Annotated in this window: 20 protein-coding genes, 2 tRNA genes and 3 rRNA genes; 16 read left to right on the top strand and 9 right to left on the bottom strand. The window is 60.1% G+C overall.

What is annotated here, in order from left to right; all coding sequences use genetic code 11:
- The first annotated feature begins 70 nt into the window (after window positions 1–70).
- From NMAG_RS08080 to NMAG_RS08070, 3 genes are all read left to right on the top strand, one after another.
- Window positions 71–571 (top strand): AAA family ATPase, encoded by a 501-nt coding sequence (locus NMAG_RS08080; protein ID WP_012996561.1) that lies wholly within the window; start codon window positions 71–73, stop codon window positions 569–571.
- 120 nt (window positions 572–691) lie between these two features.
- Entirely contained in the window at window positions 692–1,879 is a 1,188-nt protein-coding gene (locus tag NMAG_RS08075) for an HD domain-containing protein (protein ID WP_004215711.1), read from the top strand.
- A gap of 143 nt (window positions 1,880–2,022) precedes the next feature.
- Window positions 2,023–2,292, top strand: a complete 270-nt coding sequence (locus NMAG_RS08070; RefSeq protein WP_004215712.1) for a hypothetical protein — start codon at window positions 2,023–2,025, stop codon at window positions 2,290–2,292.
- A gap of 113 nt (window positions 2,293–2,405) precedes the next feature.
- Here NMAG_RS08070 and NMAG_RS08065 read toward each other — a convergent pair whose 3' ends face one another.
- Entirely contained in the window at window positions 2,406–2,735 is a 330-nt protein-coding gene (locus tag NMAG_RS08065) for a MazG-like family protein (protein ID WP_004215713.1), read from the bottom strand.
- Window positions 2,736–2,901: 166 nt separating this feature from the next.
- On the opposite strand from NMAG_RS08065, the gene NMAG_RS08060 reads away from it, so the two are divergent.
- Window positions 2,902–3,498: a DJ-1/PfpI family protein gene (locus NMAG_RS08060; protein WP_004215716.1), complete on the top strand. Its 597-nt coding sequence runs from the start codon at window positions 2,902–2,904 to the stop codon at window positions 3,496–3,498.
- A gap of 133 nt (window positions 3,499–3,631) precedes the next feature.
- A complete protein-coding gene (locus NMAG_RS08055) occupies window positions 3,632–4,342 on the top strand; it encodes an HAD family hydrolase (RefSeq protein ID WP_004215717.1) in 711 nt (236 codons plus the stop codon).
- 67 nt (window positions 4,343–4,409) lie between these two features.
- Here the strand turns inward: NMAG_RS08055 and NMAG_RS08050 are convergent, their stop codons facing one another.
- The 6 genes from NMAG_RS08050 to NMAG_RS08030 all read right to left on the bottom strand — a co-directional run bounded on the left by NMAG_RS08050 (window position 4,410) and on the right by NMAG_RS08030 (window position 11,785).
- A complete protein-coding gene (locus tag NMAG_RS08050; protein ID WP_237076828.1) occupies window positions 4,410–4,589 on the bottom strand; it encodes a hypothetical protein in 180 nt (59 codons plus the stop codon).
- Between the two features lie 517 nt (window positions 4,590–5,106).
- Window positions 5,107–5,994: a hypothetical protein gene (locus tag NMAG_RS21570; RefSeq protein ID WP_148221903.1), complete on the bottom strand. Its 888-nt coding sequence runs from the start codon at window positions 5,992–5,994 to the stop codon at window positions 5,107–5,109.
- Window positions 5,995–6,414: 420 nt separating this feature from the next.
- The gene (locus tag NMAG_RS08045) at window positions 6,415–8,772 is read right to left on the bottom strand and encodes a DEAD/DEAH box helicase (RefSeq protein ID WP_004215719.1); all 2,358 of its coding nucleotides are present in this window, start codon (window positions 8,770–8,772) and stop codon (window positions 6,415–6,417) included.
- Between the two features lie 135 nt (window positions 8,773–8,907).
- Entirely contained in the window at window positions 8,908–9,504 is a 597-nt protein-coding gene (locus tag NMAG_RS08040) for a hypothetical protein (protein ID WP_004215726.1), read from the bottom strand.
- A gap of 296 nt (window positions 9,505–9,800) precedes the next feature.
- The gene (locus NMAG_RS08035; RefSeq protein WP_004215731.1) at window positions 9,801–10,313 is read right to left on the bottom strand and encodes a PH domain-containing protein; all 513 of its coding nucleotides are present in this window, start codon (window positions 10,311–10,313) and stop codon (window positions 9,801–9,803) included.
- Between the two features lie 71 nt (window positions 10,314–10,384).
- Window positions 10,385–11,785: an MATE family efflux transporter gene (locus NMAG_RS08030; protein WP_004215733.1), complete on the bottom strand. Its 1,401-nt coding sequence runs from the start codon at window positions 11,783–11,785 to the stop codon at window positions 10,385–10,387.
- A gap of 135 nt (window positions 11,786–11,920) precedes the next feature.
- Here NMAG_RS08030 and lipA point away from each other — a divergent pair, with 135 nt between their 5' ends.
- The 6 genes from lipA (at window position 11,921) to NMAG_RS08000 (ending at window position 19,455) form a co-directional block, all read left to right on the top strand.
- Window positions 11,921–12,886, top strand: coding sequence for a lipoyl synthase (gene lipA, locus NMAG_RS08025; RefSeq protein WP_012996559.1), 966 nt, complete (start codon window positions 11,921–11,923; stop codon window positions 12,884–12,886).
- Window positions 12,887–13,232: 346 nt separating this feature from the next.
- Window positions 13,233–14,342 (top strand): pyruvate dehydrogenase (acetyl-transferring) E1 component subunit alpha, encoded by a 1,110-nt coding sequence (gene pdhA, locus NMAG_RS08020; protein ID WP_004215735.1) that lies wholly within the window; start codon window positions 13,233–13,235, stop codon window positions 14,340–14,342.
- Window positions 14,343–14,345: 3 nt separating this feature from the next.
- Window positions 14,346–15,356, top strand: a complete 1,011-nt coding sequence (locus NMAG_RS08015) for an alpha-ketoacid dehydrogenase subunit beta (protein ID WP_004215736.1) — start codon at window positions 14,346–14,348, stop codon at window positions 15,354–15,356.
- Between the two features lies 1 nt (window position 15,357).
- Window positions 15,358–16,995 carry a dihydrolipoamide acetyltransferase family protein gene (locus NMAG_RS08010; RefSeq protein WP_004215737.1) on the top strand — a complete coding sequence of 546 codons (1,638 nt, stop codon included), beginning with the start codon at window positions 15,358–15,360 and terminating at the stop codon, window positions 16,993–16,995.
- A 183-nt stretch (window positions 16,996–17,178) separates the two neighbouring features.
- A complete protein-coding gene (gene lpdA / locus NMAG_RS08005; RefSeq protein WP_004215739.1) occupies window positions 17,179–18,654 on the top strand; it encodes a dihydrolipoyl dehydrogenase in 1,476 nt (491 codons plus the stop codon).
- A gap of 345 nt (window positions 18,655–18,999) precedes the next feature.
- Window positions 19,000–19,455, top strand: coding sequence for a hypothetical protein (locus NMAG_RS08000; RefSeq protein ID WP_004215742.1), 456 nt, complete (start codon window positions 19,000–19,002; stop codon window positions 19,453–19,455).
- Between the two features lie 30 nt (window positions 19,456–19,485).
- Here the strand turns inward: NMAG_RS08000 and NMAG_RS07995 are convergent, their stop codons facing one another.
- Window positions 19,486–19,782 (bottom strand): DUF7521 family protein, encoded by a 297-nt coding sequence (locus tag NMAG_RS07995; RefSeq protein ID WP_004215746.1) that lies wholly within the window; start codon window positions 19,780–19,782, stop codon window positions 19,486–19,488.
- On the bottom strand, window positions 19,779–20,156 hold the full coding sequence (locus NMAG_RS07990) for a winged helix-turn-helix domain-containing protein (RefSeq protein ID WP_004215747.1): 378 nt from the start codon (window positions 20,154–20,156) through the stop codon (window positions 19,779–19,781). Before NMAG_RS07990 ends, NMAG_RS07995 begins: the two co-directional genes overlap by 4 nt.
- 1,054 nt (window positions 20,157–21,210) lie before the next feature.
- On the opposite strand from NMAG_RS07990, the gene NMAG_RS07985 reads away from it, so the two are divergent.
- The 5 genes from NMAG_RS07985 (at window position 21,211) to NMAG_RS07965 (ending at window position 26,456) form a co-directional block, all read left to right on the top strand.
- Window positions 21,211–22,682 (top strand): 16S ribosomal RNA (locus NMAG_RS07985).
- Window positions 22,683–22,813: 131 nt separating this feature from the next.
- Window positions 22,814–22,885, top strand: a tRNA-Ala gene (locus tag NMAG_RS07980).
- A 196-nt stretch (window positions 22,886–23,081) separates the two neighbouring features.
- Window positions 23,082–26,000, top strand: a 23S ribosomal RNA gene (locus tag NMAG_RS07975).
- 131 nt (window positions 26,001–26,131) lie between these two features.
- A 5S ribosomal RNA gene (gene rrf, locus NMAG_RS07970) occupies window positions 26,132–26,253 on the top strand.
- The 16S, 23S and 5S rRNA genes sit together here with 2 tRNA genes alongside, the layout of an rRNA operon.
- A 127-nt stretch (window positions 26,254–26,380) precedes the next feature.
- Window positions 26,381–26,456: transfer RNA gene (locus NMAG_RS07965), tRNA-Cys, on the top strand.
- The last annotated feature ends 111 nt before the right edge of the window (window positions 26,457–26,567 follow it).

Raw genomic sequence — 26,567 nt, 5'->3', positions numbered from 1 at the left:
AACGTGTGACGGACCATCTCGCTGCCGGCAAATCGGTTCGGTTTAGTAGTGTTCTTACGGATGAACCACCGTGTCTCGCGCAACGTTGATCGTCTACTGCGGTTTGCCAGGCGTCGGCAAATCGGCCGCCTCAGGCTACACTGCCGAACAGATCGACGCAGAACGCTACCGAACCGACCAGGTACGCAAGCAGCTCTTTCCCGACCCGTCCTATACGCCTGAAGAGACCGACGCGACGTACGACGCCCTGCTCGAGTGCGCCCAGTCTGCACTCGAGTCCGGCTCGAACGTCGTCCTCGATGCGACGTTCCAGTCTCGGCCGCACCGTGAGCAGGCCACGGCGATGGCCGACGAAACTGGCGTCGACTGCGAGTTCGTCTACGTCGACTGCAACCTCGATGTCGTCAAGGAACGCATCGAGGAACGCACGGACACGATTAGCGATGCGCAGTTCGAACAACACCTCCAGTTGCGCGAAACGTTCGACTCAATCGAGCGCGACCACGTCGTCGTCGACAACTCGGGGACACTCGAGGAGACGTATCGACAGATCGACGAGCACGTGCTGTGAGGGTGTGAGGGCCTCTGTGGCCTGACGGCGCATGCGTGGTTCCTCTCCTGGCGTACTCTCACAAACCTCACACGAACGTGGGATCACCGTATCTAAGAACCACTGCTGCAGAGTAGGGGTATGACCACGACAGCGACGACGATCAAGGACAGCGTTCACGACTATATCGAACTCTGTCCCACCGGGGAGGCGCTGCTCGACACCGCGCCCATGCAGCGCCTGCGCTACGTTCGGCAACTGAGCACCGTCCAGCTCGTCTACCCCTCCGCGAACCACACTCGCTTCGAGCACAGTCTCGGCGTCTACCACCTCGCCTCTCGCGCCGTCGACCAGCTCGAGCTCGACGATCAGCTCGCGGACCGTCTCCGTGCCGCTGCGCTCGTCCACGACGTCGGCCACGGCCCCTTCGGTCACCAGACCGAGGCCGCGATCGAACGCCACGTCGGCCGCCACCACGACGAGATCGAGTGGCTGCTCACCGACAGCGAGGTCGGCGACGTACTCGAGGAGCAGGGGCTCGACCCTGAAGCCGTCGCCGCCACGGTCGACGGTCGCGGCCCGCTCGGTGAACTCGTCTCCGGCTCACTCGACGTCGATCGGATGGACTACCTCGTTCGCGACGCCCACCACACCGGCGTCCCCTACGGTACGATCGACCACTCGCGGCTGCTCTATGCGCTCCGGACCGTCGACGGCGAACTCGCACTCGAGGCGGGCAACGTCGCGACCGCGGAAAGCGCGCTGATCGCTCGCACACTGATGAACGCGACCGTCTACGGCCACCACGTCTCTCGAATCGCGGGCGCGATGCTCGACCGAGCGAGCGAGCGCGTGCTGCGCGACGAGGTCATCTCCCCCGAGAAATTCGCCCGCCTCACCGACTCGGAACTCTTCTCGTTGCTCGCCGAACACGAGCCGACGGCCGACCTGGAGCGCCGGCTCCGGGAGCGAACGCTCTACAAGCGCGCGATCTGGGCACCCCGCGACGACGTAACGGACGAGTTCGTCGGACTCGAGTACGCCCGCACGCGCAGCCTCGAGCGAGAGATTGCCGAACTCGCAGGCGTCGATCCGTCCGCGGTTATCCTCGACAGCCCGTCTGAACCAAGTTCTCCCGAATCGCGCGCCAAAATCGTCGTCGACGGCGACCTCCAGCGACTCGAGGAGCGCTCTTCGCTCGTCGCCGGCCTCGATGCCTGCGCCCGGGAAACCTGGCGGCTCGGCGTCTACGCGCCGAAGCCGATACTCGCCGACGTGCAGGCAGCAGCGGCGACGGTACTCGAGACGGACGCGATCGTCGCGCCGTAGTCTTGGTGCAGAGCCCGATCACTCCCTGTGGATCGGTCATTTTTCTTCTGCAGACGTTGGCTTCTCGAGCTATCGTCGAAATAATCAGCGCATTTGGCGTGTGACAAACAAGAATTATACAGATATCCAACAAACGGAGCGTTATGGGAGATTCAAACACAGCCGTTCCCCGACTAAACATCTATGGGGCGCTCTTCACTGTGGGCCTTCTCACAGCACTCGGACTCGTGGTTGTCAACGGCGGCGGAACGCTGTCGGTTGTCTTGGTCGTCTTCTCCGCAGCCGTCCTCGCCGTTGCACTCCGTCGGAACGAACACGACCGTGACCAGCCGACTTCGGAGTCCTCTGGTGAATCGGAAACAGCGGGCCAGAAAGAAGAGACGATGCCGAGTCCAGGTGAGGGCAACCTCTGAGCGCGGTCCATAGGCTGTATTCGGTCCGCGAGTGTGTGACCGGTGCTGAATCGGCGGCCAAATCTGCACCTGGTCCTGAATCTGATCTGAACCTGTACCTGTACTTCTCCCCCTCACTCCTCGCCGGTTTCCGACCCAGGCGACTCCACACCGTCTGCTGCAAGTCTCTCCTCGTACTTTGCGAGGGCTTCGTCCAGTGCCGCGTCTGCGTCGATGTCGACCGACTCTGCAAGCGCGAGCAGCGCGAACAGCACGTCGCCAATCTCGTCCGAGGAGAGGTCGAAGTCTGTGGGCTCCGAGCCGTACTCGGTCGACGTGTTCGCGTCCTTCGCGAGCTCGCCGACCTCGGAGGTGAGATCGAGCAATCTGAACTCGGGCGGGGCTTCGAGGTCGTGTGTGGCGATGAACTCGGCGACGCGTTCCTGGGCTGCTTGGTCTACCATAGCTGCGTGCAGATTGTGTTAGGAGAAAAAACACTCGATAACAGGGATGGCTATCACACCTGACCGGGTGAGAGGGTTGCGACCGGGTGGAAGGGCTCCGAGGACTACCCCGCACAGATCTCCGTCCGGCAAAACACGTTTCTTCCGTGGCCGTGACCACTCTGACATGGTCGACATTACCGCTGAAATCATCCTCTTCGATGGTTTCGACGAACTCGACGCGATTGGTCCCTACGAGGTACTCGAGAACGGCGCGCAAGCCGGCGCATCGATCGACACAAATCTCGTGACACTCGAGGAGACCGACCTCGTGACCGCCAGTCACGACCTGCGGGTCGAACCCGACGGCACGCTGGGCAACCCCGACCTCCTGCTTGTCCCCGGCGGGGGCTGGACGACCTCGACCGGCGGCGTCCGACTCGTCGTCGACGAGGGGGAACTGCCGGCCGCAGTCGACGAGTGCTACACGAACGGTGCGACGGTCGCCTCCGTTTGCACCGGTGCGATGATTCTTGCTGAGGCGGGCCTACTCGAGGGCCGACCCGCGACGACCCACCCTGCTGCGGTGGACGACCTCGAGGAAACGGCCGCGAACGTGGTCGACGAGCGGGTAGTCGACGATGGCGACGTACTCACCGCGGGCGGAGTTACGTCGGGAATCGATCTCGGACTGTGGTTGCTCGAACGCGAGTTCGACGAATCCATCGCGGACGAGGTGGCGGCGGAGATGATTCACGACCGGCGTGGTGAGATCTTCGGCTAGGTCAGTTAGCGGTCCGGTCACCGTTCTCGCCTCCTTCCCTTGCCGTGACTTGCTCTCCTGTCTCCTCGTCCATTTTCTCTCTCTCCTCCGCCGGCCAAACGGCTATACGGCACCGTCGGGTAGCCTGACGCATATGGACGACGTGACAGATGTGACGGGACAGACCGACAAGCTGATCGCGGACGGCGAGCGCGCCGATGCGGTGCTGTTCGATATGGACGGCGTCATCGTCAACAGCGAGGACTACTGGGTCGAGTTCGAGCGCGAGGAAATCCTCCCCGCCGCGGTCCCGGACGAGGACGTCGACGTCGCCGAGGTCACCGGGATGAACTACCGCGAGATCTACGACTATCTCGACGACGAGTACGGTACGGCAATCTCGCGCGAGGCGTACATCGACCGGTTCACTGAGGCAGCCGAGGAACTCTACACGGAGCGGGTCGATCTTCTGGACGGCCTGCACGACCTGCTCGCTGAACTCGATGAGCGAGGTATCGAGACGGCGATCGTCTCTTCCTCTCCTCACGAGTGGATCGGCTGGGTCACCGATCGATTCGATCTCGAGGACTCGTTCGACGAAATCGTGAGCGCCGACGATATCGAGGCGGCGAGCAAACCGGAGCCCGACGTGTTCGAGTACGCCGCGGACGAGATCGGCGTCCCGCCGGAGGCGTGTGTCGTCGTCGAGGACTCGGCGAACGGCATCGAGGCGGCCGCCCGTGCCGAGACGGTCGTCATCGCCTACAGGATCGACGCCCACGGCGATATCGATCGCTCGCCTGCGGATGTCGTGGTTGATTCACCCGACGAAATGCGGGAGACGATCCTGGAACTGACCGAGTGAGTCGGTATCAGTCGATGTCAGTCGATTCAGTCGGTATCTGCCGAAATCCGTTAGTGGAACCGCACGTTCACACGGTGCGTTCATTACTGAGGTAGCTGTCCACGAAGAACAACAGTGCGAGGACGCCGATCGCAAGGACGAGCACCACACCGCCGTTCAGGTGTGGGAGGAACGCACGCCAGCCGAGCAGGCCAGCAATTGCGGCAACCAAATACATCGCAAACACGCGATGATTGGGAAAGTCCATGTAAAGGACACCCGACATGGTATATTAATTCTCAAAAAGACAGAAGTTTGGGAGAACAATATGTATTTAATGTCCACAGTTCATTGACTCGACTATATCGTTACATAGGTGGGGAGAAAATTCGACATCTTCATTGCTCCACGAGGGAGAGGGTCTGATAAGGACAGCTACACACTTTTCATGATCAACATGAGACACATTGAATGACTCCCATTCAGTATTTTCCCGGCGTGCTTTAATCTCAAATTGACTTTGGCTTGATGACCAGTCGCAGTCAGGAAGACTGTAAGTGGTCTCTTCTCCGCCTCCTGTCAATTCATGGGCAGACGAGTGCACTCTTGTGTCGTTTTCGAACACTTCGAGTTCGATACGCTGTGATTCATCGGTTGGGTTTTCTAAAACGATTGCTCCAAGTTGGGCATCCTTATTAGAAGACAGCATACACCCTGCGGACAGGATCACAAGCCCAGAACAAAGAAATGATCTTCTGAAAATAGTCATAATCCTTTATAGTCCACTAGTAGTGATCTGATATGATTTCACGTCTTCTTTCTTCTTTGGCTTGAGAGTCATATATTGATCCAGTTTCGATTGTTACTTCTGCGTCTGGGCTAACATGTATCTCCCCTTCTTTTTCTATTTCCGCTTCAGCAATAGGACTCAGGTTGTATTCAGATTTGTTCTCTTCTGTTACTGTTTCCATAGTAGATGGTCTATCACCTACACCAACTGCCACCCACGTATCTGTTATCGCTACGCGCTCACTTTCTCCAAAAGCGATGTTTTCTATCTCCACTGTTTCGGATGTCTGCTCAGGGATTTGTCGTCGGTATACTCTATAAACACCGAGTTCATCTTGTGGAATGGATGGCCGCCACTCATCACATATTCCTGAGCATGACATGTCGCCGATGTACCCCGCGAACTTTTGTGCAAGGCCTGCAGCAGTGAACGATGCTCCTATCAATGGATTAATTCTTGAGGTTGCGAGGCTAAATACACTTACCAGAGTATCATCGTCAGACAGGTCGTCTGGATGGGGAGAAGTTGCCCCGTACCAAGCCTCATTGTCCCTACTATAGAAGTCACCAACATCATCATATCCAGAGATTTCAAGAGTTTGTCTCCAAACGTCCCCTGATACAACTCCTTGGGTATCGGCATCCTCTGTCACTGCAACACTGCCAAAAGCGTAGTCTACCTGCCATTTATTCAGAGCAGTTGACCAGTAGGGATGATGTACTTCTAGGCTGGTCGCTAATTTTATCACATCTCCCTGGGATTCAAATTCATCATCATCCACTCGTTCTCGAATCACCGCACCACCGCCACCACCACCGGGTTCCATCTCAGGATCAACATCTCCGTCACCAGTAGCAGATGCGCTTGATACAATCCCGGTCATAGCTAACCCACCTGCGATAGGTGTGCTTTTCAATAATTGTCTTCTTCTCATGTTTTACTGTGGTACTCTATTATGGTTGGATGTATATAAATTACTAGGGCTAATTAGAACTAACAATAATGGTGTAGAAATACAACATGATGATTTATAATAAATATGAATGGTTTTGATGGCCAAGTTTGACTGCTAGAAGTAGTGAATAAATGCTACCCTTCACAAATTTCTTATTGTGTCTTTCATCGAATGAAGAACTATGATATCTCTCCCGGGGCATGAGATTCTAATTTCGAGCTCATACACAGGGCCATAAATTTACAATCAGTTGTTATGATGTACTATCAATTATCGAATAGCTCTCGCCCATGAGTATCTGTTGATTGATTTTAATTGATATGTATCATGGCGACTGGAAAATTCCGCCTACCGTACGTCCACTACACGACTCGCCTCCACCGGCACCAGCGGCTCTTCGGGGAAAGCGACGCTCACCGTGTACTCGAGTCCATCTGCATCTGCGCCGAACACCCCCACCGGGACAGTCTCGACATCGCGGAGATAGGTGCTGGTGCTGGTCATCTCGACGCCGTTGACGGTGACTCGGACGCCGGCCCGTGCCGGTTCGCCGACGTTTCGGATCGTCACCTCACAGACCTCGTTCTCGCCGGTGCCGATGGCGTCGGGGAAGGTGCCCCAGTCGAACTCGACCGAGGGGAGTGACTGTGCGCCCTCGTAAACTCGTTCGGCGATGCCCTCCGAGAGGCCGGCTGCTACGAGCCCGTCGATATCGGCGTCGATCACGTCGCCGGGTGTCGAGAGGCCTTCTTTCGCGAGTTTGCTCGCACGACCCGCGGCGACGCCGTCGATGGCCGTCAGGCCGACCGCATCCTCGGCGACGCCGTTCTCGATGCGCGCCTCGGTCCGTCGGGAGAGATTCGCCGCGTGCGGCCCGACGAACCGGTCGAGGAACGCGCCGAGCGCGGAGATGAGCCGCGTCGCGTTTCGCTTGATCACCCAGGCGTCGCTGCGTAACGCACCAGGTGTCGTCCCGCTCGCAGCACTGCGCAGGATGGCGAGCACCTTCCGCTCGCCCGCTTCCAGGTCGCCCGTGTCCGCGCCGACGAGCACCGCGTCGATCGCGTCTCGCTCGTCCTGCCGGGACGAGACGGAGTCGAACTCCTGCGCGGTCGCGACGGCCGTCAGGATGTCGTCCATCTCGAGTGCACCCGCGCTTTCCTCGGCTCGATCACAAAGCGCGGCGAACTCGGCGGCCGTCTCGAGTCGCAGGTAGTACTTCGAGGCGAGCACGCCCCGTGGCGTCGCCTCGATCGAGAGGTCGTCGCCGGTCTCGACGAAGCCGCGGTCAACGAGTTTCTCGAGACAGTCTCGAACGCGCTGTCTGAGATTCGGGAAGTCGTAGTCCTCTGGTCGGGACTGGCCGCGGACGTAGTAGAAGGTCGTCTCGAGCCAGTCCATCACGTCGTCCAGATCGGTGATGGTCCCCATCGCGATTTCGGCGTTGAGGTGGGTCTCTAAGCTCTCGGCGAGCCGAGACTCGATCTCCTTGCCGTCTCGCAGCAGGCGACGGTACTTGTCCGCATCCGATCCGTCACAGACCACCCAGCCGTAGCCCACGTCGTCGTACCCCGGCCGGCCCGCACGCCCGAGCATCTGGAGCACGTCGAGCGGGCTCATATCGACCTCGCCCTCGAGTGGGTCGTGCAGTTTCGTGTCTCGAATCACGACGCAGCGGGCGGGGAGGTTCACCCCCCAGGCGAGCGTCGAGGTCGAGAACAGCAACTCGACGATGCCTTCCTTGAACCACTCCTCGACGAGGTCACGGTCGTTCTTCGAGAGCCCTGCGTGGTGGAAGGCGACGCCGTCGAGCACCGAATTTCTGAGCGTGTCGTTCTCGAGTTCCTTCGATTCGGTATGGAAATCGTAGTTGCCGCGCGCGCCCATCGGAATGTCGCGCTCGGCGATTTCGTCGCGGGCCTTCTCGGCCGCCCGGACGGTGTCCTGTCGCGAGGAGACGAAAACGAGCGCCTGCCCATCCTCGTTCAGGTGTGGTTCGGCGAGATCAAGGGCTCGGTAGAGCCGGCGGTACTTGTCCGCGAAGGAGTTCTCGCCGTGGGTGTAGGTCTTGACGCCGGCGTTCAGGTCGACCGGGCGGTACTCATCACCGAACTCGAAGGTGGTCTCTTCGGGTGCGTCGAGCCACGCCGCCACGTCGGTGACGTTCGGCATGGTCGCCGAGAGGGCGACGACGCGTGGCTCACAGAGCCGTCGCAGTCGCGAAATCGTGACCTCGAGGACGGACCCTCTGCGGTCGGCATCCAGCAGGTGGACCTCGTCGATCACGCAGACGTCGATATCCGTCACGAAGTCATAGCGCCGGGAATCGTGCTTGCGCGTCGCCGAGTCGAGTTTCTCGGGCGTCATCACGAGGATGTCCGCGCGGCGGGCGCGTCTCGAGTTCAATTCGCGCTCGCCGGTGACGACGTAGACGGTGTAGCCGAGTTCCTCGAAGCGGTCCCAGTCGTCTTCCTTTTCGTTCGTCAGGGCCCGCAGCGGGGCGATAAAGAGTGCGGTGCCGCCGTCGGCCAGGGCCTTGCAGATCGCGAGTTCGGCGAGCGCGGTCTTGCCCGATGCGGTGGGTGCGCTCGCGACGACGTTTTCCTCGCGCTCGAGTAACGCGGGCAGAGCCTCGCGTTGCATGCGATTGAACTCCTCGAAAGCGAAGGCGTCTGCGAACTCGGGGAGAACCTCGGCAACCTCCATCACGCGAAAACGGGGAGCGGGTGGTGAAAGGCGTTTCCTTCGGATCGTCTCGTGGCTGGTCCGTGATCGGTTGTTTCCTCGTGATCGATTGCCGTTCCGTGACCGGTTGTGGCCGGCTCGTGCCCTGAAACCGCTTCAGGCCCGGAGTAGTGCCGCAACCACTGCACCTGCCGTCGCAAAGACAACGGGATAGATGATCCCGCCGAGGATGATCGCCGGCACGAGTTCTGGCGACATCGCGCCCGTCGCTTCGATTCCGAGGAACGACGCCTCGGCACTCGATTCGGCGACGACGGCACCGAGGGACATAATGATGGCGTAGCCAATCGTCACCGGCGCACCGACGAGAACGGCCTCGCCGAGATTGCGAGCATCGAGCTGATACGCAAGTACTGCACCGAACGCGAAGAGCACGAGCGGTGGCACGACGTACAGTGCCGTCGCGCTCGTAGCATCGGTCTGGGCGATGAAGTCGACCGTGTCTGTGCTGCCCCAGCCGGCGATTTCACCGCTCGCTTCGATATCGACCAGGTGTGCGTTGTAGTAGTACCAGGCGACGCCGGTCCACTCGGCGACGTGGTCGCCAAAGCCCTCCCGGACTTCGTCGACGACCATCACGTAGGTGATCAGATACCCGACTACAGCGGCCAGGACACCGAGTCCGGCGCTCGCTGCAATACTCGCTCCGCGCGATACCGACTCTGCTGGTGTCGCCAGTGTCTGTTGAGCCATCGCATTGGCTCTCCAGCCGAGTTCGTATAATATGCTTTGTGATTCAGGCTTTCCAATACGGGCTTAACAACCCGCTAAATCGCTACATCTGGTTTGACGATCGATACCGGAGCTCAGTTTCGCAGATTCGTGACCGGTCTTCAGGTGACGCCCGGTGATCTCGAGTGACGTGTGGGTGCCCCGCGGAATCTCGGTGGTGCTTGAGTTCCGTCCGTCTCGAGTTCGTCCTGGCTACTCGATGTGATCGGGACAAACGGGACAAACGGGACAAACGGGACAAACGGCTCAAGTTAGGGTCAGACTGGCGACGTGCTGTGTGCAATCTGGCCGAGTTCGTCGCTGAGCACTCCCGACGCTCGTTGAGGCTGTGGGACGCGTTCGAACGTCAGTTCCGGGTCGCCGGAACCGGCCGTGTACACGGTCAGCGTTCCGTACCCCAGCACGCGGCCGACGACCGACTGCTGGAGGCTCGCGTTCTGGACGCGGTCAAGGCGAAACTGGGTCACGTCTCGCGAAACGACGCCGTGTTTCTTGTACAGTTCCGCCGACGTGATCACGTAGTGGGTGTTCCGCCAGAAGACGTACTGGATGAGGGCGACGATCGCACCACCGAGAGCCAGTGCGATCCCCGCGTAGGTGAGCGCTCCCATTCCGTCGGACGCGCTCCACGCTGCGAGGAGAAAGCCAAGCAACACCACCCCCACTGCGATCGGCATCCTGATGCCCATCGTGATCGGATGTGGTCGGCTCTCCCAGACGACTCGTTCGTCGTCCGAGAGGTGAAGCCAGTCCAGTGTCGCCGGAGTCATACAATCACCTACTTCGTTCGGCTCTGTAAAGCTATCGCGCGGTTTTCTCGTGTTTCGTGGCGTATCTCGGGTTAATCGGCGGCTTCAGACTGGGCAAGTGTGACCGCCCGGGTGTTCATCCCGGTCGCCGTCTCGTACCAGTAGTACGCCCCTAGTCCGAGCGCTGCGACGATGTTCGAGATGGTTACGGCCCAGAAAACCCCGTTGACTCCCATTTCCAGGAGGTACGCCGCGGCGAGCGCGACCGGGATGCGGACGATCCAGTACTGGAGCAGGGTCGCGATCAGGCTCGTCCGCGTGCGCCGCGCCCCGTTGAACCCGGCTTGCAGGAGATACGTCGCCCCGATCGCCCAGTAGCTGTACGCGAGAATCCGCAGGTAGTCCGCGGCGACTGCAACCTCCGCCGGCGTCGCATCGGGAACGAACAGCACCGACAGCGTCTCCGGAATCAGCCACTGGACCACGCCGACGACTGTGAGCCCGACGCTCGCCATGACTACGCCGGTCCACGTCGTCCGTCGCGCCCGCCCCGGTCGTTCAGCTCCGAGGTTCTGTCCGATCATACTCTGTGCAGCCTGTTGCAGCCCGAGCGCAGGCACGAACGCAATTGCTGCGACCCGCGCCCCAATCGTGTACGCGGCGAGTCCTGCTGCCCCGCCAACGAGCGTCACGAGCCAGACCATCCCGACACGGGCCGACTGACTCGAGATGTACTGGCCGGCGGTCGGCCAGCCGATGTCGATGATCTCGCGACAGTCGTCGCGGGAGAACGTAAGCGCGTTTCGGGGGAGATGAAACCCGTCTCGAGCGCGTAGTGCCACCACGAGTCCGAAGCCGAAGCCGGCGGCGTACCCGATCCCGGTTGCGAGGGCTGCGCCGGTGACGCCCAGTTCGGGAAACAGCCACCAGCCGAAGATGAGGAACGGGTCGAGGACGATATTCGTCCCAACCGCGACGATGTTGATGTAGAGTGCGACGCGTGTTTCCCCCCACCCGATGAAGCCCGATTCAATCGCCTCGCTCGTGCTCATGGCGGGAAAGAGGATCGCGCTCACAGCGAGGTAAGCGGCGGCGTACTGGGTGACGAGTTCGTTGGCACCGAAGACAGCGACGATATCGGCAGCGAAGTACGCGACTACGAGACCGGCAAGCCCACCCGCAAGGAAGCCGACGACGATGCCGTTTGCCGCACCGCGTTGTGCCTTCGTGTCCGCGTCTGCGCCAACGCGCTGTGAGACGAGAACCTGTGTTCCGACGCTGGCACCGATCGACACGGCGGCGAGAAGCCCCGTGAGCGGAAACGTGAGTCCGACTGCGGCAACGGCCTCGAGGCTGTATCGACCCAGCCAGAGGGTATCGACGACCTGCTGAAGCACCTGGACGAGATTCTGAACGAGCAACGGAGCCGCCAGAATTGCGAGTATCTTGGGAATAGGCCCCGTTGTGATCTCCGTCCGATCGAGATCGAGCATCTCGTCCCCACGGTGACTGGTTGGCTAAATAAACATTGCCATTAGATAGTACGTTTCGTGGTGGCCAGTGACGCTCGCCGGTGTGTGACCGCCCGGACCACAACCATTTTTCCGCCTGCCCCCCTCGGTCACGGTATGAGCAGCGCTCGGAAGCCCGACTGGCTCAAGATGCGACCGCCATCTGGTCGGGAATTCACCGATATCCGGGAGACACTCCGCGAGCGAAATCTCCACACCGTCTGTGAGGAAGCCAACTGTCCGAACCTCGGGGAGTGCTGGTCCGGAGGCGCTGGAACAGGCAATGGTTCGGGTGGGACGGCGACGTTCATGCTCATGGGCGATCGGTGCTCGCGTGCGTGCAACTTCTGTGACGTGACCACGGGCGGCATGGAGCCACTCGATCCGGACGAACCCGCTAACGTCGCCGACGCTGTCGCCGAGATTGGTCTCGACTACGTCGTGCTCACATCCGTCGACCGAGACGACCTGCCAGACCAGGGTGCGGGCCACTTCGCCGAGACGATTCGCGAGATCAAGGACCGCCATCCGGGCATCCTCGTCGAGGTCCTCATTCCGGACTTCCAGGGCGAACCCGAACTCGTCCGCAAGATCATCGACGCCGACCCGGACGTGATCGCACACAACGTCGAAACCGTCGAGCGACTCCAGTTCCCGGTCCGAGACCGCCGCGCAGGATACGAACAGTCGCTCTCGGTGCTGGAGCAAGTCGACCGCGAGTCCGATATTTACACCAAGACCTCGATCATGCTCGGCCACGGCGAGTACGATCACGAAGTCTACCAGACGCTCGCCGACTGTCGCGAGCACGGCGTCGATATCGTCACGCTTGGACAGTACCTCCAGCCCTCGCGAAACCATCTCGACGTCCAGCGCTACGACCATCCACACAAGTACGAGACCTGGCGACAGGTCGCCGAAGAGGAACTGAACTTCCTCTACTGTGCGAGCGGTCCGATGGTCCGCTCCTCGTACAAAGCCGGCGAACTGTTCGTCGATGCTGTCCTCCGAGAGGGGACGAGCGTCGACGAGGCACGTCAGCGCGCTCGCAGCATGGATTCGCCGGTCTCCGCCTCAGAGTAACTCCGCGTTTTCCACTACTCTCACCGGCGTCTCCGTCCCTTTCTGGACCCTCATCTCGCTTCGATAACGCCGCGCCTACTCGAGTCCCCTGTCGTTCGTGAGCCTGTTTTGCAGCCCCTACGAACGACGGTTTGCTGCCCAACCGTTCACTGTTTCCGGTACCCGACGCGCTGTTTCTGGAACTATTACAAAATACTGGTGCCTGCTGAACGATTGATTTATTCTTCCCCTACTATCACCGTAGGCCTTGGTCTGTCTGGCAAGAATTCCTTTGATAGTAAACTATTTACGAAAATCCTTTAACACAAGCGATAATTCGTTAGGGTATGCGCAGGTGGGACTCTCCGTGAGCACGATACAGCGCGATCCCCGAGAACGAGTACAGATCCTCGACGACGCCGGCCGCGTCCGTGAGGGCGTGGAGGTGCCGGATATCGACGAAGACGAACTCGTCGAGATGTACGAACAGATGCGGCTGGTTCGTCATTTCGACGAGCGCGCCGTGAGCCTCCAGCGACAGGGACGGATGGGAACGTATCCGCCGCTGTCGGGCCAGGAGGGCGCACAGGTTGCAAGCGCACACGCACTCGACACCGATGACTGGATGTTCCCAAGCTACCGTGAACACGGTGCCGGGCTGGTTCGTGGGCTCTCACTCAAACGCACCCTGCTGTACTGGATGGGCCACGAGCAGGGCAACAAGATTCCGGAAGACGCGAACATCTTCACCGTGGCGGTGCCGATTGCAACACAGATCCCCCACGCGACGGGCGCTGCCTGGGCCTCGAAGCTCAAAGACGAGGAGAAGGCGTTCATCTGCTACTTCGGCGACGGCGCGACCTCGGAGGGAGACTTCCACGAAGGACTCAACTTCGCCGGCGTCTTCGATACGCCGAACATCTTCTTCTGTAACAACAACCAGTGGGCCATCTCGGTTCCGCGCGAGCGCCAGACCGCAAGCGCGACGCTCGCCCAGAAGGCGACCGCCTACGGCTTCGAGGGCGTCCAGGTCGACGGTATGGACCCGCTCGCCGTCTACAAGGTCACGCGTGACGCCGTCGAGAAAGCGAAGAACCCCAGCGAAGACGAACTCCGTCCGACGCTGATCGAGGCCGTCCAGTATCGCTTCGGTGCCCACACCACCGCCGACGACCCCTCCGTCTACCGCGACGACGAGGAAGTCGAGCGCTGGAAGCAGAAGGACCCGATTCCGCGCCTCGAGACGTACATGCGCAACCACGGCATGCTCGACGACGAGCGCGTCGACACTATCGAGTCGCGCATCGAAAGCGACGTCGCAGACGCAATCGAGGCCGCAGAGGCAGTTGAGCGACCCGACCCCGCCGAAATCTTCGCCCACGTTTACGAGGGGATGCCAAAGCGACTGCAAGAGCAACTCGAGTGGTTCGAATCGATTCGCGAAGAACACGGCGACGACGCGCTGCTGGAGGGATAATCTATGGCTGCAGAATCTCACACTGACACTGACACCGAAACTGACAACCTGACGCTGGTACAGGCAGTCCGAGACGGACTCCACAGCGAGATGGAACGCGACGAGGACGTCGTCGTCATGGGCGAGGACGTCGGCAAGAACGGTGGCGTCTTCCGCGCCACCGAAGGACTGTACGAGGAGTTCGGCGAGAACCGCGTTATCGACACGCCGCTTGCGGAGTCGGGCATCGTTGGCACCGCGATCGGGATGGCTGCCTACGGCATGCGCCCGGTCCCCGAGATGCAGTTCCTCGGGTTCATCTATCCCGGCTTCGACCAGATCGTTTCACACGCAGCACGACTGCGGACGCGCTCTCGCGGCCGGTTCACGTGTCCGCTGGTCATCCGTGCACCATACGGTGGCGGCATCCGCGCGCCCGAACACCACTCCGAGTCCTCGGAGGCGATGTTCGTCCACCAGCCCGGACTCAAGGTCGTCGTCCCCTCGACGCCGTACGACACGAAGGGGCTGTTGACGAGCGCAATTCGCTCTCCTGATCCGGTACTCTTCCTCGAACCGAAGCTCATCTACCGGGCGTTCCGTGAGGAGGTCCCCGCAGAACCGTACGAGGTTCCACTCGGCGAGGCTGCCGTCCGCCGCGAAGGCTCGGACATCTCCGTCTTTACGTGGGGTGCGATGACCCGCCCGACGATCGAGGCCGCAGAGAACCTTGCGGGCGAGATCGACGTCGAGGTCGTCGACCTTCGGACGCTCTCACCGCTCGACGAGGACACCATCGTCGAGTCGTTCAAAAAGACTGGCCGTGCAGCGGTCGTCCACGAGGCTCCCCAGACGGGCGGCCTCGGCGCAGAAATTGCCGCGACGATTCAGGAGGAAGCGCTGCTCTACCAGGAGGCACCGATCGAGCGCATCACCGGCTTCGATACGCCGTTCCCGCTGTACGCGCTCGAAGACTACTACCTGCCCGAGGCCGAACGCATCGAATCGGGCATCCGCGACGCGATGGGGTTCTAACATGGTCCGTGAATTCGAGCTTCCAGACGTCGGTGAAGGTGTTGCAGAGGGAGAACTCGTCACCTGGTTCGTCGAACCGGGCGACGAGGTCAGCGAAGACCAGCCGGTTGCGGAGGTCGAGACGGACAAGGCGCTCGTCGAGGTCCCCGCGCCGGTCAACGGCAGCGTCCGCGAACTCCACTTCGAGGAAGGCGACGTGATCCCCGTCGGGGACGTGTTCGTCACGTTCGACGTGGAAGGCGAGGAAGACACAGCGGAAGCGGATGCAGCCGCTGGCGAAGCCGAGACGGAATCCGACGCCACAGCAGACGCAGACGCCGACGCCAGTCCCGCCGGAGACCCCGGCGCAACGGGTGCCGGCGAGGACACCGAACCCGCGGAGACGCCAGACGATCGGATCTTCGCGCCCCCACGCGTGCGACGGCTAGCCCGTGAGGAGGGGATCGACCTCTCGCAGATTCAGGGCAGCGGACCCGGTGGCCGGATCACGGCTGCCGACGTGCAGGCTGCAGCAGGCACCGCGCCAGCGGCCGACGCACAGGCACAGGCACAGGCTGGAAGCGGTGAGACTGCTAGCAGTACCACCGAGGCCGAATCGACCACGGCTACAGCAGCCGACTCGAGTACCGACGAGTCTCCGGCCAGTGGCTCGACTGGTCAGGCTGGGGGGTCCCAGACGCAGACACAGACGCAGGCCCCGGCCCAGGTCGAATCCGCTGACCGCGACCACACACTCGCCGCACCCGCAACGCGGCGCATCGCCGAGGAAGAGGGCGTCGACCTCGACGCCGTTCCCGCCACCGAGGAGCGCGACGGCGAGGCGTTCGTCACGCCTGAGGCCGTCCGAGAGTACGCTGAGGCCCAGCAGCAGGCTCAGGAAGCCGACACGGCAGCCATCGAGGCCGGCGAGGCCTTCGCCGAGGGCGAGCGTGAACGCCGCGAACCGTTCCGTGGCGTCCGCAAGACGATCGCCGACGCGATGGTCGAGTCGAAGTTCTCGGCCCCACACGTCACCCACCACGACGAGGTCGACGTCACGGAACTCGTCGAAGCCCGCAAACGGCTCAAGCCCCACGCTGAGGAGCAGGGCATCCGCCTGACGTACATGCCGTTCATCATGAAGGCCGTCGTCGCAGCGCTGCAGGAGTACCCCGAGATGAACGCGGTCATCGACGAGGCAAACGAGGAAATCGTCCACCGCAACTACTACAACATCGGTGTCGCAGCGGCGACCGACGTGGGTCTCATGGTCCCAGTCGTCGACAACGCCGACGGGAAGGGCATGCTCCAGCTTTCCTCGGAGATGAACGAACTCGTCCAGCGCGCCCGCGAGCGCTCGATCAGCCCGGACGAACTCCGGGGCTCGACGTTCACGATCACGAACATCGGCGGCATCGGCGGCGAGTACGCGACCCCGATCCTGAACTACCCCGAATCGGGTATTCTCGCAGTCGGCGAGATCAAGCGCAAACCGCGCGTCGTCACCGACGAGAACGGCGACGAGTCGATCGAGCCACGATCCGTGATGACGCTCTCGCTGTCGTTCGACCACCGGCTGATCGACGGCGCTGTCGGCGCACAGTTTACGAACACGGTGATGGAGTACCTCGAGAATCCAGAACTGCTGCTACTCGAGTAACTGACTCTCCACCCACCCGCTCTCCCACCCCCTCACTTCGCCCGCGACCCCTAAACGTTAGACGCTACCCACCATACGCACCAGCATACGCATGTACATGAGCACACACACGACGCACGTGCGGTTCCGTTCGGTACCGACTACGATCACCGCAACCCTGGCCCAGCACGGAGGACGCAACTAATGGTCGTCGGAGACGTCACCACCGGCACCGACGTCCTCGTGATCGGCGCGGGCCCTGCCGGCTACGTCGCCGCGATCCGGGCCGGTCAGCTCGATCTCGACGTCACGCTCGTCGAGAAAGACGCCTACGGTGGCACCTGTCTGAACCACGGCTGTATCCCATCGAAAGCACTCATCACGGCGACTGACGTCGCCCACGACGCCCGCAACGCCGAAGCGATGGGGATCCACGCCGATCCCGCAATCGACCTCGCGGGCATGGTCAGCTGGAAAGACGACGTCGTCGACCAGCTCACCGGCGGCGTCGAGAAGCTCTGCAAGGCAAACGGCGTCAACCTCATGGAGGGGATGGCGACGTTCGCCGACGAGAACACCGTCCGCATCTCACACGACGGCGAAGGCCAGGGCTCGGAGACACTCGAGTTCGAACACGCAATCGTCGCGACCGGTTCGCGCCCGATCGAGATTCCGAACTTCTCCTACGGCGACGAGCCGATCCTGAACTCGCGCCAGGCGCTCTCGCTCGACTCCGTTCCCGACTCGCTGGTCGTCGTCGGCGCTGGCTACATCGGGATGGAACTGGCGAGCGTCTTCGCTAAACTCGGGACGGACGTAACGGTCGTCGAGATGCTCGACGAGATTCTGCCGGGCTACGACGACGATCTCAAACGCCCGGTCAAGCAGCACGCGAAGGGCCTCGGCATCGAGTTCGAGTTCGGCTACACGGCCGCGGAGTGGCACGAGCGCGAGGACGGCGACGGCGTTCGTGTCGTGGCAGAGCCAGCGCCGGAGGTCGCCGCAGACGGTGGAGCCGCAGCCGAGGAGGCCGAGGAAGCGGATACGCTCGACCTCGACGCCGAGAAGGTCCTCGTCGCCGTCGGTCGCCAGCCAGTTTCGGATACGCTCGATCTTGGTGAGGCCGGCGTCGAGACCAACGACAAGGGCTTCATCGAAACCGATTCGCGCGCACGCACGAACGTCGAACATATCTTTGCCGTCGGCGACGTGGCTGGCGAGCCAATGCTCGCCCACAAGGGCAGTATGGAAGGCGAAGTCGCCGCCGAAGTCATCGCCGGCGAACCGTCGGCCATCGACTACCAGGCGATGCCCGCAGTGGTCTTCACTGACCCCGAAATCGCGACCGTCGGGATGTCCGAGACTGACGCCGAGGATGCTGGCTTCGACACCGTCGTCGGGAAGTTCCCCTTCCGCGCCAGCGGTCGCGCGCTGACCACGGGTGAGAGCGACGGTTTCGTCAAGATTGTTGCCGAGGAAGAGGAGGGCTACGTCCTCGGTGCCAGCATCGTCGGCCCTGAGGCGTCCGAACTCGTCGGCGAACTCGGCCTCGCGATCGAACTCGGCGCGACACTCGAGGACGTCGCCTCGACAGTTCACGCGCATCCAACGCTTTCTGAATCGGTGATGGAAGCTGCGGAGAACGCGCTGGGACACGCGATTCATACGTTGAACCGGTGAATCGCTGAACCCCTGAATCGCCGAACCACTGAACCGTCGAACCGTCGGACCGCCAAACCGCCAAACCACCGAACTGCTGTGCGCTTCGCGCCACACAACTCAGAACTGCCCCTACTCACACCCTCCCCGAACCGTGCAATCGGCGGGGTACTCGAGACGAACTGCTTCTCATGGTCTCGAGTCGTCTCTATCAGCAATCTGTTACCGCTGCCGTCGTCAGTAGATTGACCGCGATCACGCCCGGGTGAATGTGACGATTACGGTACAGAGAAGTCGAATAGCTTCCCATTCGTTGGAAATCTCTCTGCTATCCTTTAGGTTGCCGTCCTAACGATCTGGTGTACTATGACTGCATCCAACGGTCCGTCCACGCTGCGGCGACGAACGGTTCTCTCGACTGCCGGAGTCAGCGCACTGGGCGCACTTGCGGGCTGTCTTTCCGTCTTCTCTGAGGACGACCCAGCGTCTGTCGGGGACCCGGACGCAGCCGATGGTGACGGTGACGAGTCCGAAGAGACGGACGAGAACGGGGACGGCCCGCTCACCGACTACCAGTATACCGCGCCGCCACAGATCGTCGACATCGCCGAGCAGGGGGACGAATCGACAGTTCGCACGGTTCCCGCACGCCACGAACTCGTCACCGAGGACGGCAGCGGCGGTCCGGTCGAACTACTCGAGGTGTGGGCCTGGCAGGCCGACGACCTTGCACCCTCCGTGCCCGATCCGATCTACCGGATGTCGGAGAGAGATTCCTTCGAACTCACCTACGACAACAGCGAGCACAACCGACCACGGTAGTACCACTGAACTGAGAAAGAGACGCGGCCCCTACTGCACGTACAGCGAATACGCGATCACGAGAAAGCCCGCGAGTACCAGCAGGCTCTCGAGCAAGATTCCCGTCGCCAGATGGACGTTCAGCAGTTCATAGAGCATCCCTGCCAGAAAGAACCCGAGCGTAACCAGCCCGAAACCAAGCGTTAGATACCCGAGTGCACGCTGTCTCGTTCGCCGGTACGCTTTGAACGCAAAGTACGTGATGAAGCCACCAACGATCAAGACGAGCGTCTTCACAACTGCAAGTGCGAGCGCGATCTCCGATGCACCAGAAGCGTACGGGCTCATGTTTCTTTTCGCACCTCCGACCAGAGTTCTGCGAGCCGTTCGTCCGCCGTCCGGGCCGGCCGATCGATCTGCACCGTCAACGACTGGTCATCGTCCAACCCAATCGAGATTTCGTCGAACGCAACGGCATACTTGCTCGCGTGATGTCCGTCGCGCCGAATCTCGGTGGTCTCCTCGAGTAGCGTCGAGTCAGTTAGTACCTCGAGTTTCCGATACAGCGTCGACTGGGGTATCTCACACTGGTTAGTAAGTTCAGAAGCCGTCATGGGTTCCTCGAGATTCCGGATGATCTCACGGCAGTCAGGGTCGTCGAGTGCAGAACAGATTTCTGCTGCAGACGGTGTTGACTCCGAACCGATCGGGTCCCGGACCATTCAGCAGTCACTTGCAACGCCGTCGGTTTATTCGCATCGGTGCACGTCGCAGCGACCATTCGCTGATCGTTTTGCCGTTCCGCTCTCAGAAGCAAGTTTCTTACACGCGCATCACCGAACCCGACCTACGCGGGTATCATTCGGTTCGACCGTGTCTACGAGGACGGGATGACCGGCCGACCTCCGCCCGCGTGACAGCTTGTCCGTCCGAATGTTATCCGTCCGGACGTTACGATCCCTGAGTGATTTGCTTGGCTCGTGGAGAATCTATTTTGTATCGCGTATTGCTGTAGCCCTCACTCATTGGCGAACGCTGCCCAGTGCCAGTATTGGCCAGTGCCAGTATACACCTGCTTCAACCACTCCAGACCCGCCAATCCAGCCGTATTTCCTCTATACGGCAATCAAATCACAAGTGGAACATTCTCTCATGGTACTGGATTTCGAAGAGCATCTCGTTCGACGGCCTTATGTATGCACCCTCTCCTCGTCATTAATGCGAACGACGTGGCGCACGCCGCCACGTTCCCTCTGGCCGTTTCCCGGCACGGAGGCAGGCACCGTATCCATCTTCCAGTTGTGTGGCTTCTTCGAAGTCAGACTGTTTGAGGGACACTCGGTTCGAGCGTAGGTGATGTCTTTGGCATCACAGAACAGCGTCCTTATATACTCACAGGACCTATTCGTTACTACGCAAATCCCGTTCCGGCTATGCGTTCCGGAACGAGTGCGATTCGTTGCCCTTAAGTACATACGGGGATTCGGATACGATTGCAAAGAAATGCGTGACTGACGAAGCGTTCACTCGCTTCGTCGTCGGACGATTTGGGTTCGAAGGGGTTAAGTACCCCAGACGACCTACGAATACGTCCGAAGGAAATGAGGATCCTACCCCTGCGGTCCGCCGTACAGATGGGATCTGATGTTAGCCTTGGTAGTTCGGTGACGCCCGATCGGTTCACGATCGTGGTTGGTCACCGAACGTGGACCCATGTGTGAGTGCACGAGACATTAGCATTCACCGCCAACCCCCCAGCCTTGCGCTGGGGAGACCATTCCGGTTGATCCTGCCGGAGGTCATTGCTATTGGAGTCCGATTTAGCCATGCTAGTTGTACGAGTTTAGACTCGTAGCAGATAGCTCAGTAACACGTGGCCAAACTACCCTATGGATCCAGACAACCTCGGGAAACTGAGGCTAATCTGGAATACGACTCTCATCCTGGAGTGGAGAGAGTCCGAAATGCTCCGGCGCCATAGGATGTGGCTGCGGCCGATTAGGTAGACGGTGGGGTAACGGCCCACCGTGCCAGTAATCGGTACGGGTTGTGAGAGCAAGAGCCCGGAGACGGTATCTGAGACAAGATACCGGGCCCTACGGGGCGCAGCAGGCGCGAAACCTTTACACTGCACGCCAGTGCGATAAGGGGACTCCAAGTGCGAGGGCATATAGTCCTCGCTTTTTGCGACCGTAAGGTGGTCGCGGAATAAGTGCTGGGCAAGACCGGTGCCAGCCGCCGCGGTAATACCGGCAGCACGAGTGATGACCGCTGTTATTGGGCCTAAAGCGTCCGTAGCTGGCCGCGCAAGTCTATCGGGAAATCTCTTCGCTTAACGGAGAGGCGTCCGGTGGAAACTGTGTGGCTTGGGACCGGAAGACCAGAGGGGTACGTCTGGGGTAGGAGTGAAATCCCGTAATCCTGGACGGACCACCGGTGGCGAAAGCGCCTCTGGAAGACGGATCCGACGGTGAGGGACGAAAGCTCGGGTCACGAACCGGATTAGATACCCGGGTAGTCCGAGCTGTAAACGATGTCTGCTAGGTGTGACACAGGCTACGAGCCTGTGTTGTGCCGTAGGGAAGCCGTGAAGCAGACCGCCTGGGAAGTACGTCCGCAAGGATGAAACTTAAAGGAATTGGCGGGGGAGCACTACAACCGGAGGAGCCTGCGGTTTAATTGGACTCAACGCCGGACATCTCACCAGCATCGACAATGTGCAGTGACGGTCAGTGTGATGAGCTTACCTGAGCCATTGAGAGGAGGTGCATGGCCGCCGTCAGCTCGTACCGTGAGGCGTCCTGTTAAGTCAGGCAACGAGCGAGACCCGCACTCCTAATTGCCAGCAACACCCTTGTGGTGGTTGGGTACATTAGGAGGACTGCCAGTGCCAAACTGGAGGAAGGAACGGGCAACGGTAGGTCAGTATGCCCCGAATGTGCTGGGCGACACGCGGGCTACAATGGCCACGACAGTGGGATGCAACGCCGAAAGGCGACGCTAATCTCCGAAACGTGGTCGTAGTTCGGATTGAGGGCTGAAACTCGCCCTCATGAAGCTGGATTCGGTAGTAATCGCGCCTCAGAAGGGCGCGGTGAATACGTCCCTGCTCCTTGCACACACCGCCCGTCAAAGCACCCGAGTGGGGTCCGGATGAGGCCCGGTTTCCGGGTCGAATCTGGGCTCCGCAAGGGGGCTTAAGTCGTAACAAGGTAGCCGTAGGGGAATCTGCGGCTGGATCACCTCCACAGATCGGGACTGGGGCGACGCCCCAGCCCACCTTTCAGTCCACGTTCGGTTACACCACCCACCCGCCGAACCGAACGGGCACCTTTGAACTACCAAGGCTAACGCTTCGTTCCCTCCAGTTTGGAGGGGTGGGCCCATAGCTCAGTGGGAGAGTGCCTCCTTTGCAAGGAGGATGCCCTGGGTTCAAATCCCAGTGGGTCCATATCGCGTCACGGTCTCTTTGAGATCGCGGCGCACGAACCGATGCACCACTCCGCGTAAGCGTGAGTGGGAAGGGTCAATGCAGGCCAGCCGTCTACTGGCGTGCAGATGAGACCGTGTGTACGTGTAGTCCAGGCGTCCACTGGACCCGTTCCCGGGTCACGATATGCTACACTTCTGGTGTAGCGCCGATCCGATGAACGTGGCTACTGTGCCAGCTGGTGGATCGCTCGGCTTGAGAGCTGAAGACGGACGTGCCAAGCTGCGATAAGCCTCAGGGACCCGCACGGAGGGAAAGAACTGAGGATTTCCGAATGGGAATCCCCACCGCAATTGCTTCGCGCAATGGGGAACGCCGAGAACTGAAACATCTCAGTATCGGCAGGAAAAGAAAACGTAATGTGATGTCGTTAGTACTGGCGAAGGAACGCGATACAGTCCAAACCGAAGCCTTCGGGCAATGTGGTGTTCGGACTGACGATCACTCTCCGAAACTCGACACGAAGTCTCTTGGAACAGAGCACGAGACAGGGTGACAGTCCCGTACTGTCGACGAGTAAGAGACGAGTCAGCTCCAGAGTATCGGGGGTTGGATATCCCTCGTGAATATCCCAGGCATCGACTGGGAAGACTAAACACTCCTCAAGACCGATAGCGAACAAGTAGTGTGAACGAACGCTGAAAAGCACCCCACAAAGGGAGGTGCAATAGGGCGTGAAATCAGTTGGCGATAGAGCGACAGAGCATACAAGGTCCGCCGAGTAACGACCGAGACGCGAGTCTCTAGTAGGAATCGACGGAAGCCGATGTTCTGTCGTACGTTTTGAAAAACGAACCAGGGAGTGTGCCTGATTGACGAGTCTAACTCGAGAATCGAGGAAGGCGTAGGGAAACCGACATGGCCGCAGTCTTACGACGAGGGCCGCCGTGTTCAAGCGCGGGGAGTCAATCGGGCACGACCCGAAACTGGATGATCTAGACGTGGGCAAGGTGAAGCGTGCCGAAAGGCACGTGGAGGCCTGTTAGTGTTGGTGTCCTACAATACCCTCACGTGACCTACGTCTAGGGGTGAAAGGCCCATCGAATCCAGAAACAGCTGGTTCCAACCGAAAGATGTCGAAGCATCACCTCTGCCGAGATAGTTCATGGGGTAGAGCGACGGATTGGGGGACCGCACTCCGAGAGGAGTGCGCCCCCCTGTCCAACTCCGAACCTATGAACGTCGTTCGACGCAGGGAGTCCGGTGCACGGGGTAAGCCTGTGTACCGTAAGGGAGACAACCCAGAGCTGGGTTAAGGTCCCAAAGTGTGGATTAAGTGCGATCGAAGGTGGTCTCAAGCCCTAGACAGCCGGGAGGTGAGCTTAGAAGCAGCTACCCTCTAAGAAAAGCGTAACAGCTTACCGGCCGAGGTTTGAGGCGCCCAAAATGATCGGGGCTCAAATCCACCACCGAGACCGAGCCGTACCCCTGACAGGGTAATCGCGTAGGTTGGCGTTCTGTTCGGGTGGAAGCACGGATGAGAATTCGTGTGGACCGTTCAGTAACGAAAATCCTGGTCATAGTAGCAGCGTTAGTCGGGTTAGACCCCCGACGGCCGAACGAGTAAGGGTTCCTCAGCAATGCTGATCAGCTGAGGGTTAGCCGGTCCTAAGTCTGCCCGTAAGTCGAAGCAGACAACAGGGAAATAGGTTAATATTCCTATGCCGGTATGCAATAAAAGTTGACGCTTTGGGGCCACCCAGGCTGGGCCTTCGCCCAGTTGAACAGTCGAAGAGCGTGGAAGCCGTAATGGCACGAAGCGATCGAATGGCTGGATAACGCAAGCTGGGTCAACCCAGAGCCCGTGAAAAGACGAGCATACTGTCCGTACCGAGATCCGACACAGGTACTCATGGCGGCGAAAGCCAAGGTCTGTCGGGAGCAACCGACGTTAGGGAATTCGGCAAGTTAGTCCCGTACGTTCGCAATAAGGGATGCCTGCCTCGGAAAGAGGCAGGTCGCAGTGACTCGGGCGCTCCGACTGTCTAGTAACAACATAGGTGACCGCAAATCCGCAAGGACTCGTACGGTCACTGAATCCTGCCCAGTGCGGGTATCTGAACACCCCTTACAAGGGGACGAAGGACCCGTTAACGGCGGGGGTAACTATGACCCTCTTAAGGTAGCGTAGTACCTTGCCGCTTCAGTAGCGGCTTGCATGAATGGATCAACGAGAGCGCCACTGTCCCAACGTTGGGCCCGGTGAACTGTACGTTCCAGTGCGGAGTCTGGAGACCCCCAAGGGGAAGCGAAGACCCTATAGAGCTTTACTGCAGGCTGTCACTGAGACGTGGTCGCCATTGTGCAGCATAGGTAGGAGGCATTACACAGGTACCCGCGCTAGCGGGCCACCGAGCCAGCATTGAAATACTACCCGATGGTGACTGCGACTCTCACTCCTGGCGGAGGACACTGGTAGCCGGGCAGTTTGACTGGGGCGGTACGCGCCTGAAAAGATATCGGGCGCGCCCCAAGATTTCCTCACCCGCGTCGGAGACGCGGGAAAGAGCGCAAGAGCATACGGAAGTCTGACAGTGTCCGGCACAACGACGGACGCTGACGCGAAAGCGTGGTCTAGCGAACCAATTAGGCTGCTTGATGCGGCCAATTGCTGACAAAAAAGCTACCTTAGGGATAACAGAGTCGTCACCCGCAAGAGCACATATCGACCGGGTGGCTTGCTACCTCGATGTCGGTTCCCTCCATCCTGCCCGTGCAGAAGCGGGCAAGGGTGAGGTTGTTCGCCTATTAAAGGAGGTCGTGAGCTGGGTTTAGACCGTCGTGAGACAGGTCGGCTGCTATCTATTGGGGGTGTTATGGTTCCTGACGGGAACGTTCGTATAGTACGAGAGGAACTACGAATGGGTGCCACTGGTGTACCGGCTGTTCGAAAGAGCACGTGCCGGGCAGCCACGCACCACGGGGTAAGAGCTGAACGCATCTAAGCTCGAAACCCACCTGGAAAAGAGGAGCCACCGAGGCCACTCGTAGAAGACGAGATCGATAGACTCGGGGTGTACGCGCCAAGGCAACGAGGCGTTGAGCCCGCGAGCACTAATCGGCCAAGCCACACATTCATACATATCGCATTGGATCCGTGACGCGAGAACGGGTCCGGACGCAAACTGGACTACACGTACAACACGGTCTGAAGAGACCACTGAGACTGGTGTCAGATAGTCACGGTTCGATTCCGTGGATCAGCGTTAAGGCGGCCATCGCGGCGGGGTTCCTCCCGTACCCATCCCGAACACGGAAGATAAGCCTGCCTGCGTATTGGTGAGTACTGGAGTGGGAGACCCTCTGGGAGAGCCGATTCGCCGCCCCTACTCATACTCCATACTTACGCCCTGCAGAGTGCCAACTCTGCGGGGCGTTTTGCAGTTGTACAGTCAGCGGATCACGGCTACGCCGTACCGCTATGCTTAAACGAACGCAGGAACAACAATCAGTTGCGCCAAGGTGGCAGAGTCCGGCCGAACGCAGCGGCCTGCAGAGCCGCCTACCGCCGGTTCAAATCCGGCCCTTGGCTTACATCAAAATCCTTACAATCCAATCGGGTTGAGGGTACCCAGGCGTCACTCACGTCTGGGACTACACGTTTTCATAACTCCAGAGAGTGTCATGAACTACATCCCGCGAT

It is taken from the genome of Natrialba magadii ATCC 43099 (genome assembly GCF_000025625.1).
GTDB lineage: Archaea > Halobacteriota > Halobacteria > Halobacteriales > Natrialbaceae > Natrialba > Natrialba magadii.
The sequence above is the reverse complement of the archived record's forward strand: the minus strand, read 5'-3'. Positions and strand labels throughout refer to the sequence as shown.

Coding starts and splice junctions, on each gene's coding strand:
- NMAG_RS08055 (WP_004215717.1), top strand. CDS start 3,632: ATGGACGACGTGACAGATGTGACGGGACAGACCGACAAGCTGATCGCG.
- NMAG_RS08000 (WP_004215742.1), top strand. CDS start 19,000: ATGACTGCATCCAACGGTCCGTCCACGCTGCGGCGACGAACGGTTCTC.
- NMAG_RS08015 (WP_004215736.1), top strand. CDS start 14,346: ATGGCTGCAGAATCTCACACTGACACTGACACCGAAACTGACAACCTG.
- NMAG_RS08050 (WP_237076828.1), bottom strand. CDS start 4,589: ATGGACTTTCCCAATCATCGCGTGTTTGCGATGTATTTGGTTGCCGCA.
- lipA (WP_012996559.1), top strand. CDS start 11,921: ATGAGCAGCGCTCGGAAGCCCGACTGGCTCAAGATGCGACCGCCATCT.
- NMAG_RS08010 (WP_004215737.1), top strand. CDS start 15,358: ATGGTCCGTGAATTCGAGCTTCCAGACGTCGGTGAAGGTGTTGCAGAG.
- NMAG_RS08040 (WP_004215726.1), bottom strand. CDS start 9,504: ATGGCTCAACAGACACTGGCGACACCAGCAGAGTCGGTATCGCGCGGA.
- NMAG_RS07990 (WP_004215747.1), bottom strand. CDS start 20,156: ATGGTCCGGGACCCGATCGGTTCGGAGTCAACACCGTCTGCAGCAGAA.
- lpdA (WP_004215739.1), top strand. CDS start 17,179: ATGGTCGTCGGAGACGTCACCACCGGCACCGACGTCCTCGTGATCGGC.
- NMAG_RS08060 (WP_004215716.1), top strand. CDS start 2,902: ATGGTCGACATTACCGCTGAAATCATCCTCTTCGATGGTTTCGACGAA.
- NMAG_RS08045 (WP_004215719.1), bottom strand. CDS start 8,772: ATGGAGGTTGCCGAGGTTCTCCCCGAGTTCGCAGACGCCTTCGCTTTC.
- NMAG_RS08030 (WP_004215733.1), bottom strand. CDS start 11,785: ATGCTCGATCTCGATCGGACGGAGATCACAACGGGGCCTATTCCCAAG.
- NMAG_RS08065 (WP_004215713.1), bottom strand. CDS start 2,735: ATGGTAGACCAAGCAGCCCAGGAACGCGTCGCCGAGTTCATCGCCACA.
- NMAG_RS21570 (WP_148221903.1), bottom strand. CDS start 5,994: ATGACCGGGATTGTATCAAGCGCATCTGCTACTGGTGACGGAGATGTT.
- NMAG_RS07995 (WP_004215746.1), bottom strand. CDS start 19,782: ATGAGCCCGTACGCTTCTGGTGCATCGGAGATCGCGCTCGCACTTGCA.
- NMAG_RS08070 (WP_004215712.1), top strand. CDS start 2,023: ATGGGAGATTCAAACACAGCCGTTCCCCGACTAAACATCTATGGGGCG.
- NMAG_RS08035 (WP_004215731.1), bottom strand. CDS start 10,313: ATGACTCCGGCGACACTGGACTGGCTTCACCTCTCGGACGACGAACGA.
- NMAG_RS08075 (WP_004215711.1), top strand. CDS start 692: ATGACCACGACAGCGACGACGATCAAGGACAGCGTTCACGACTATATC.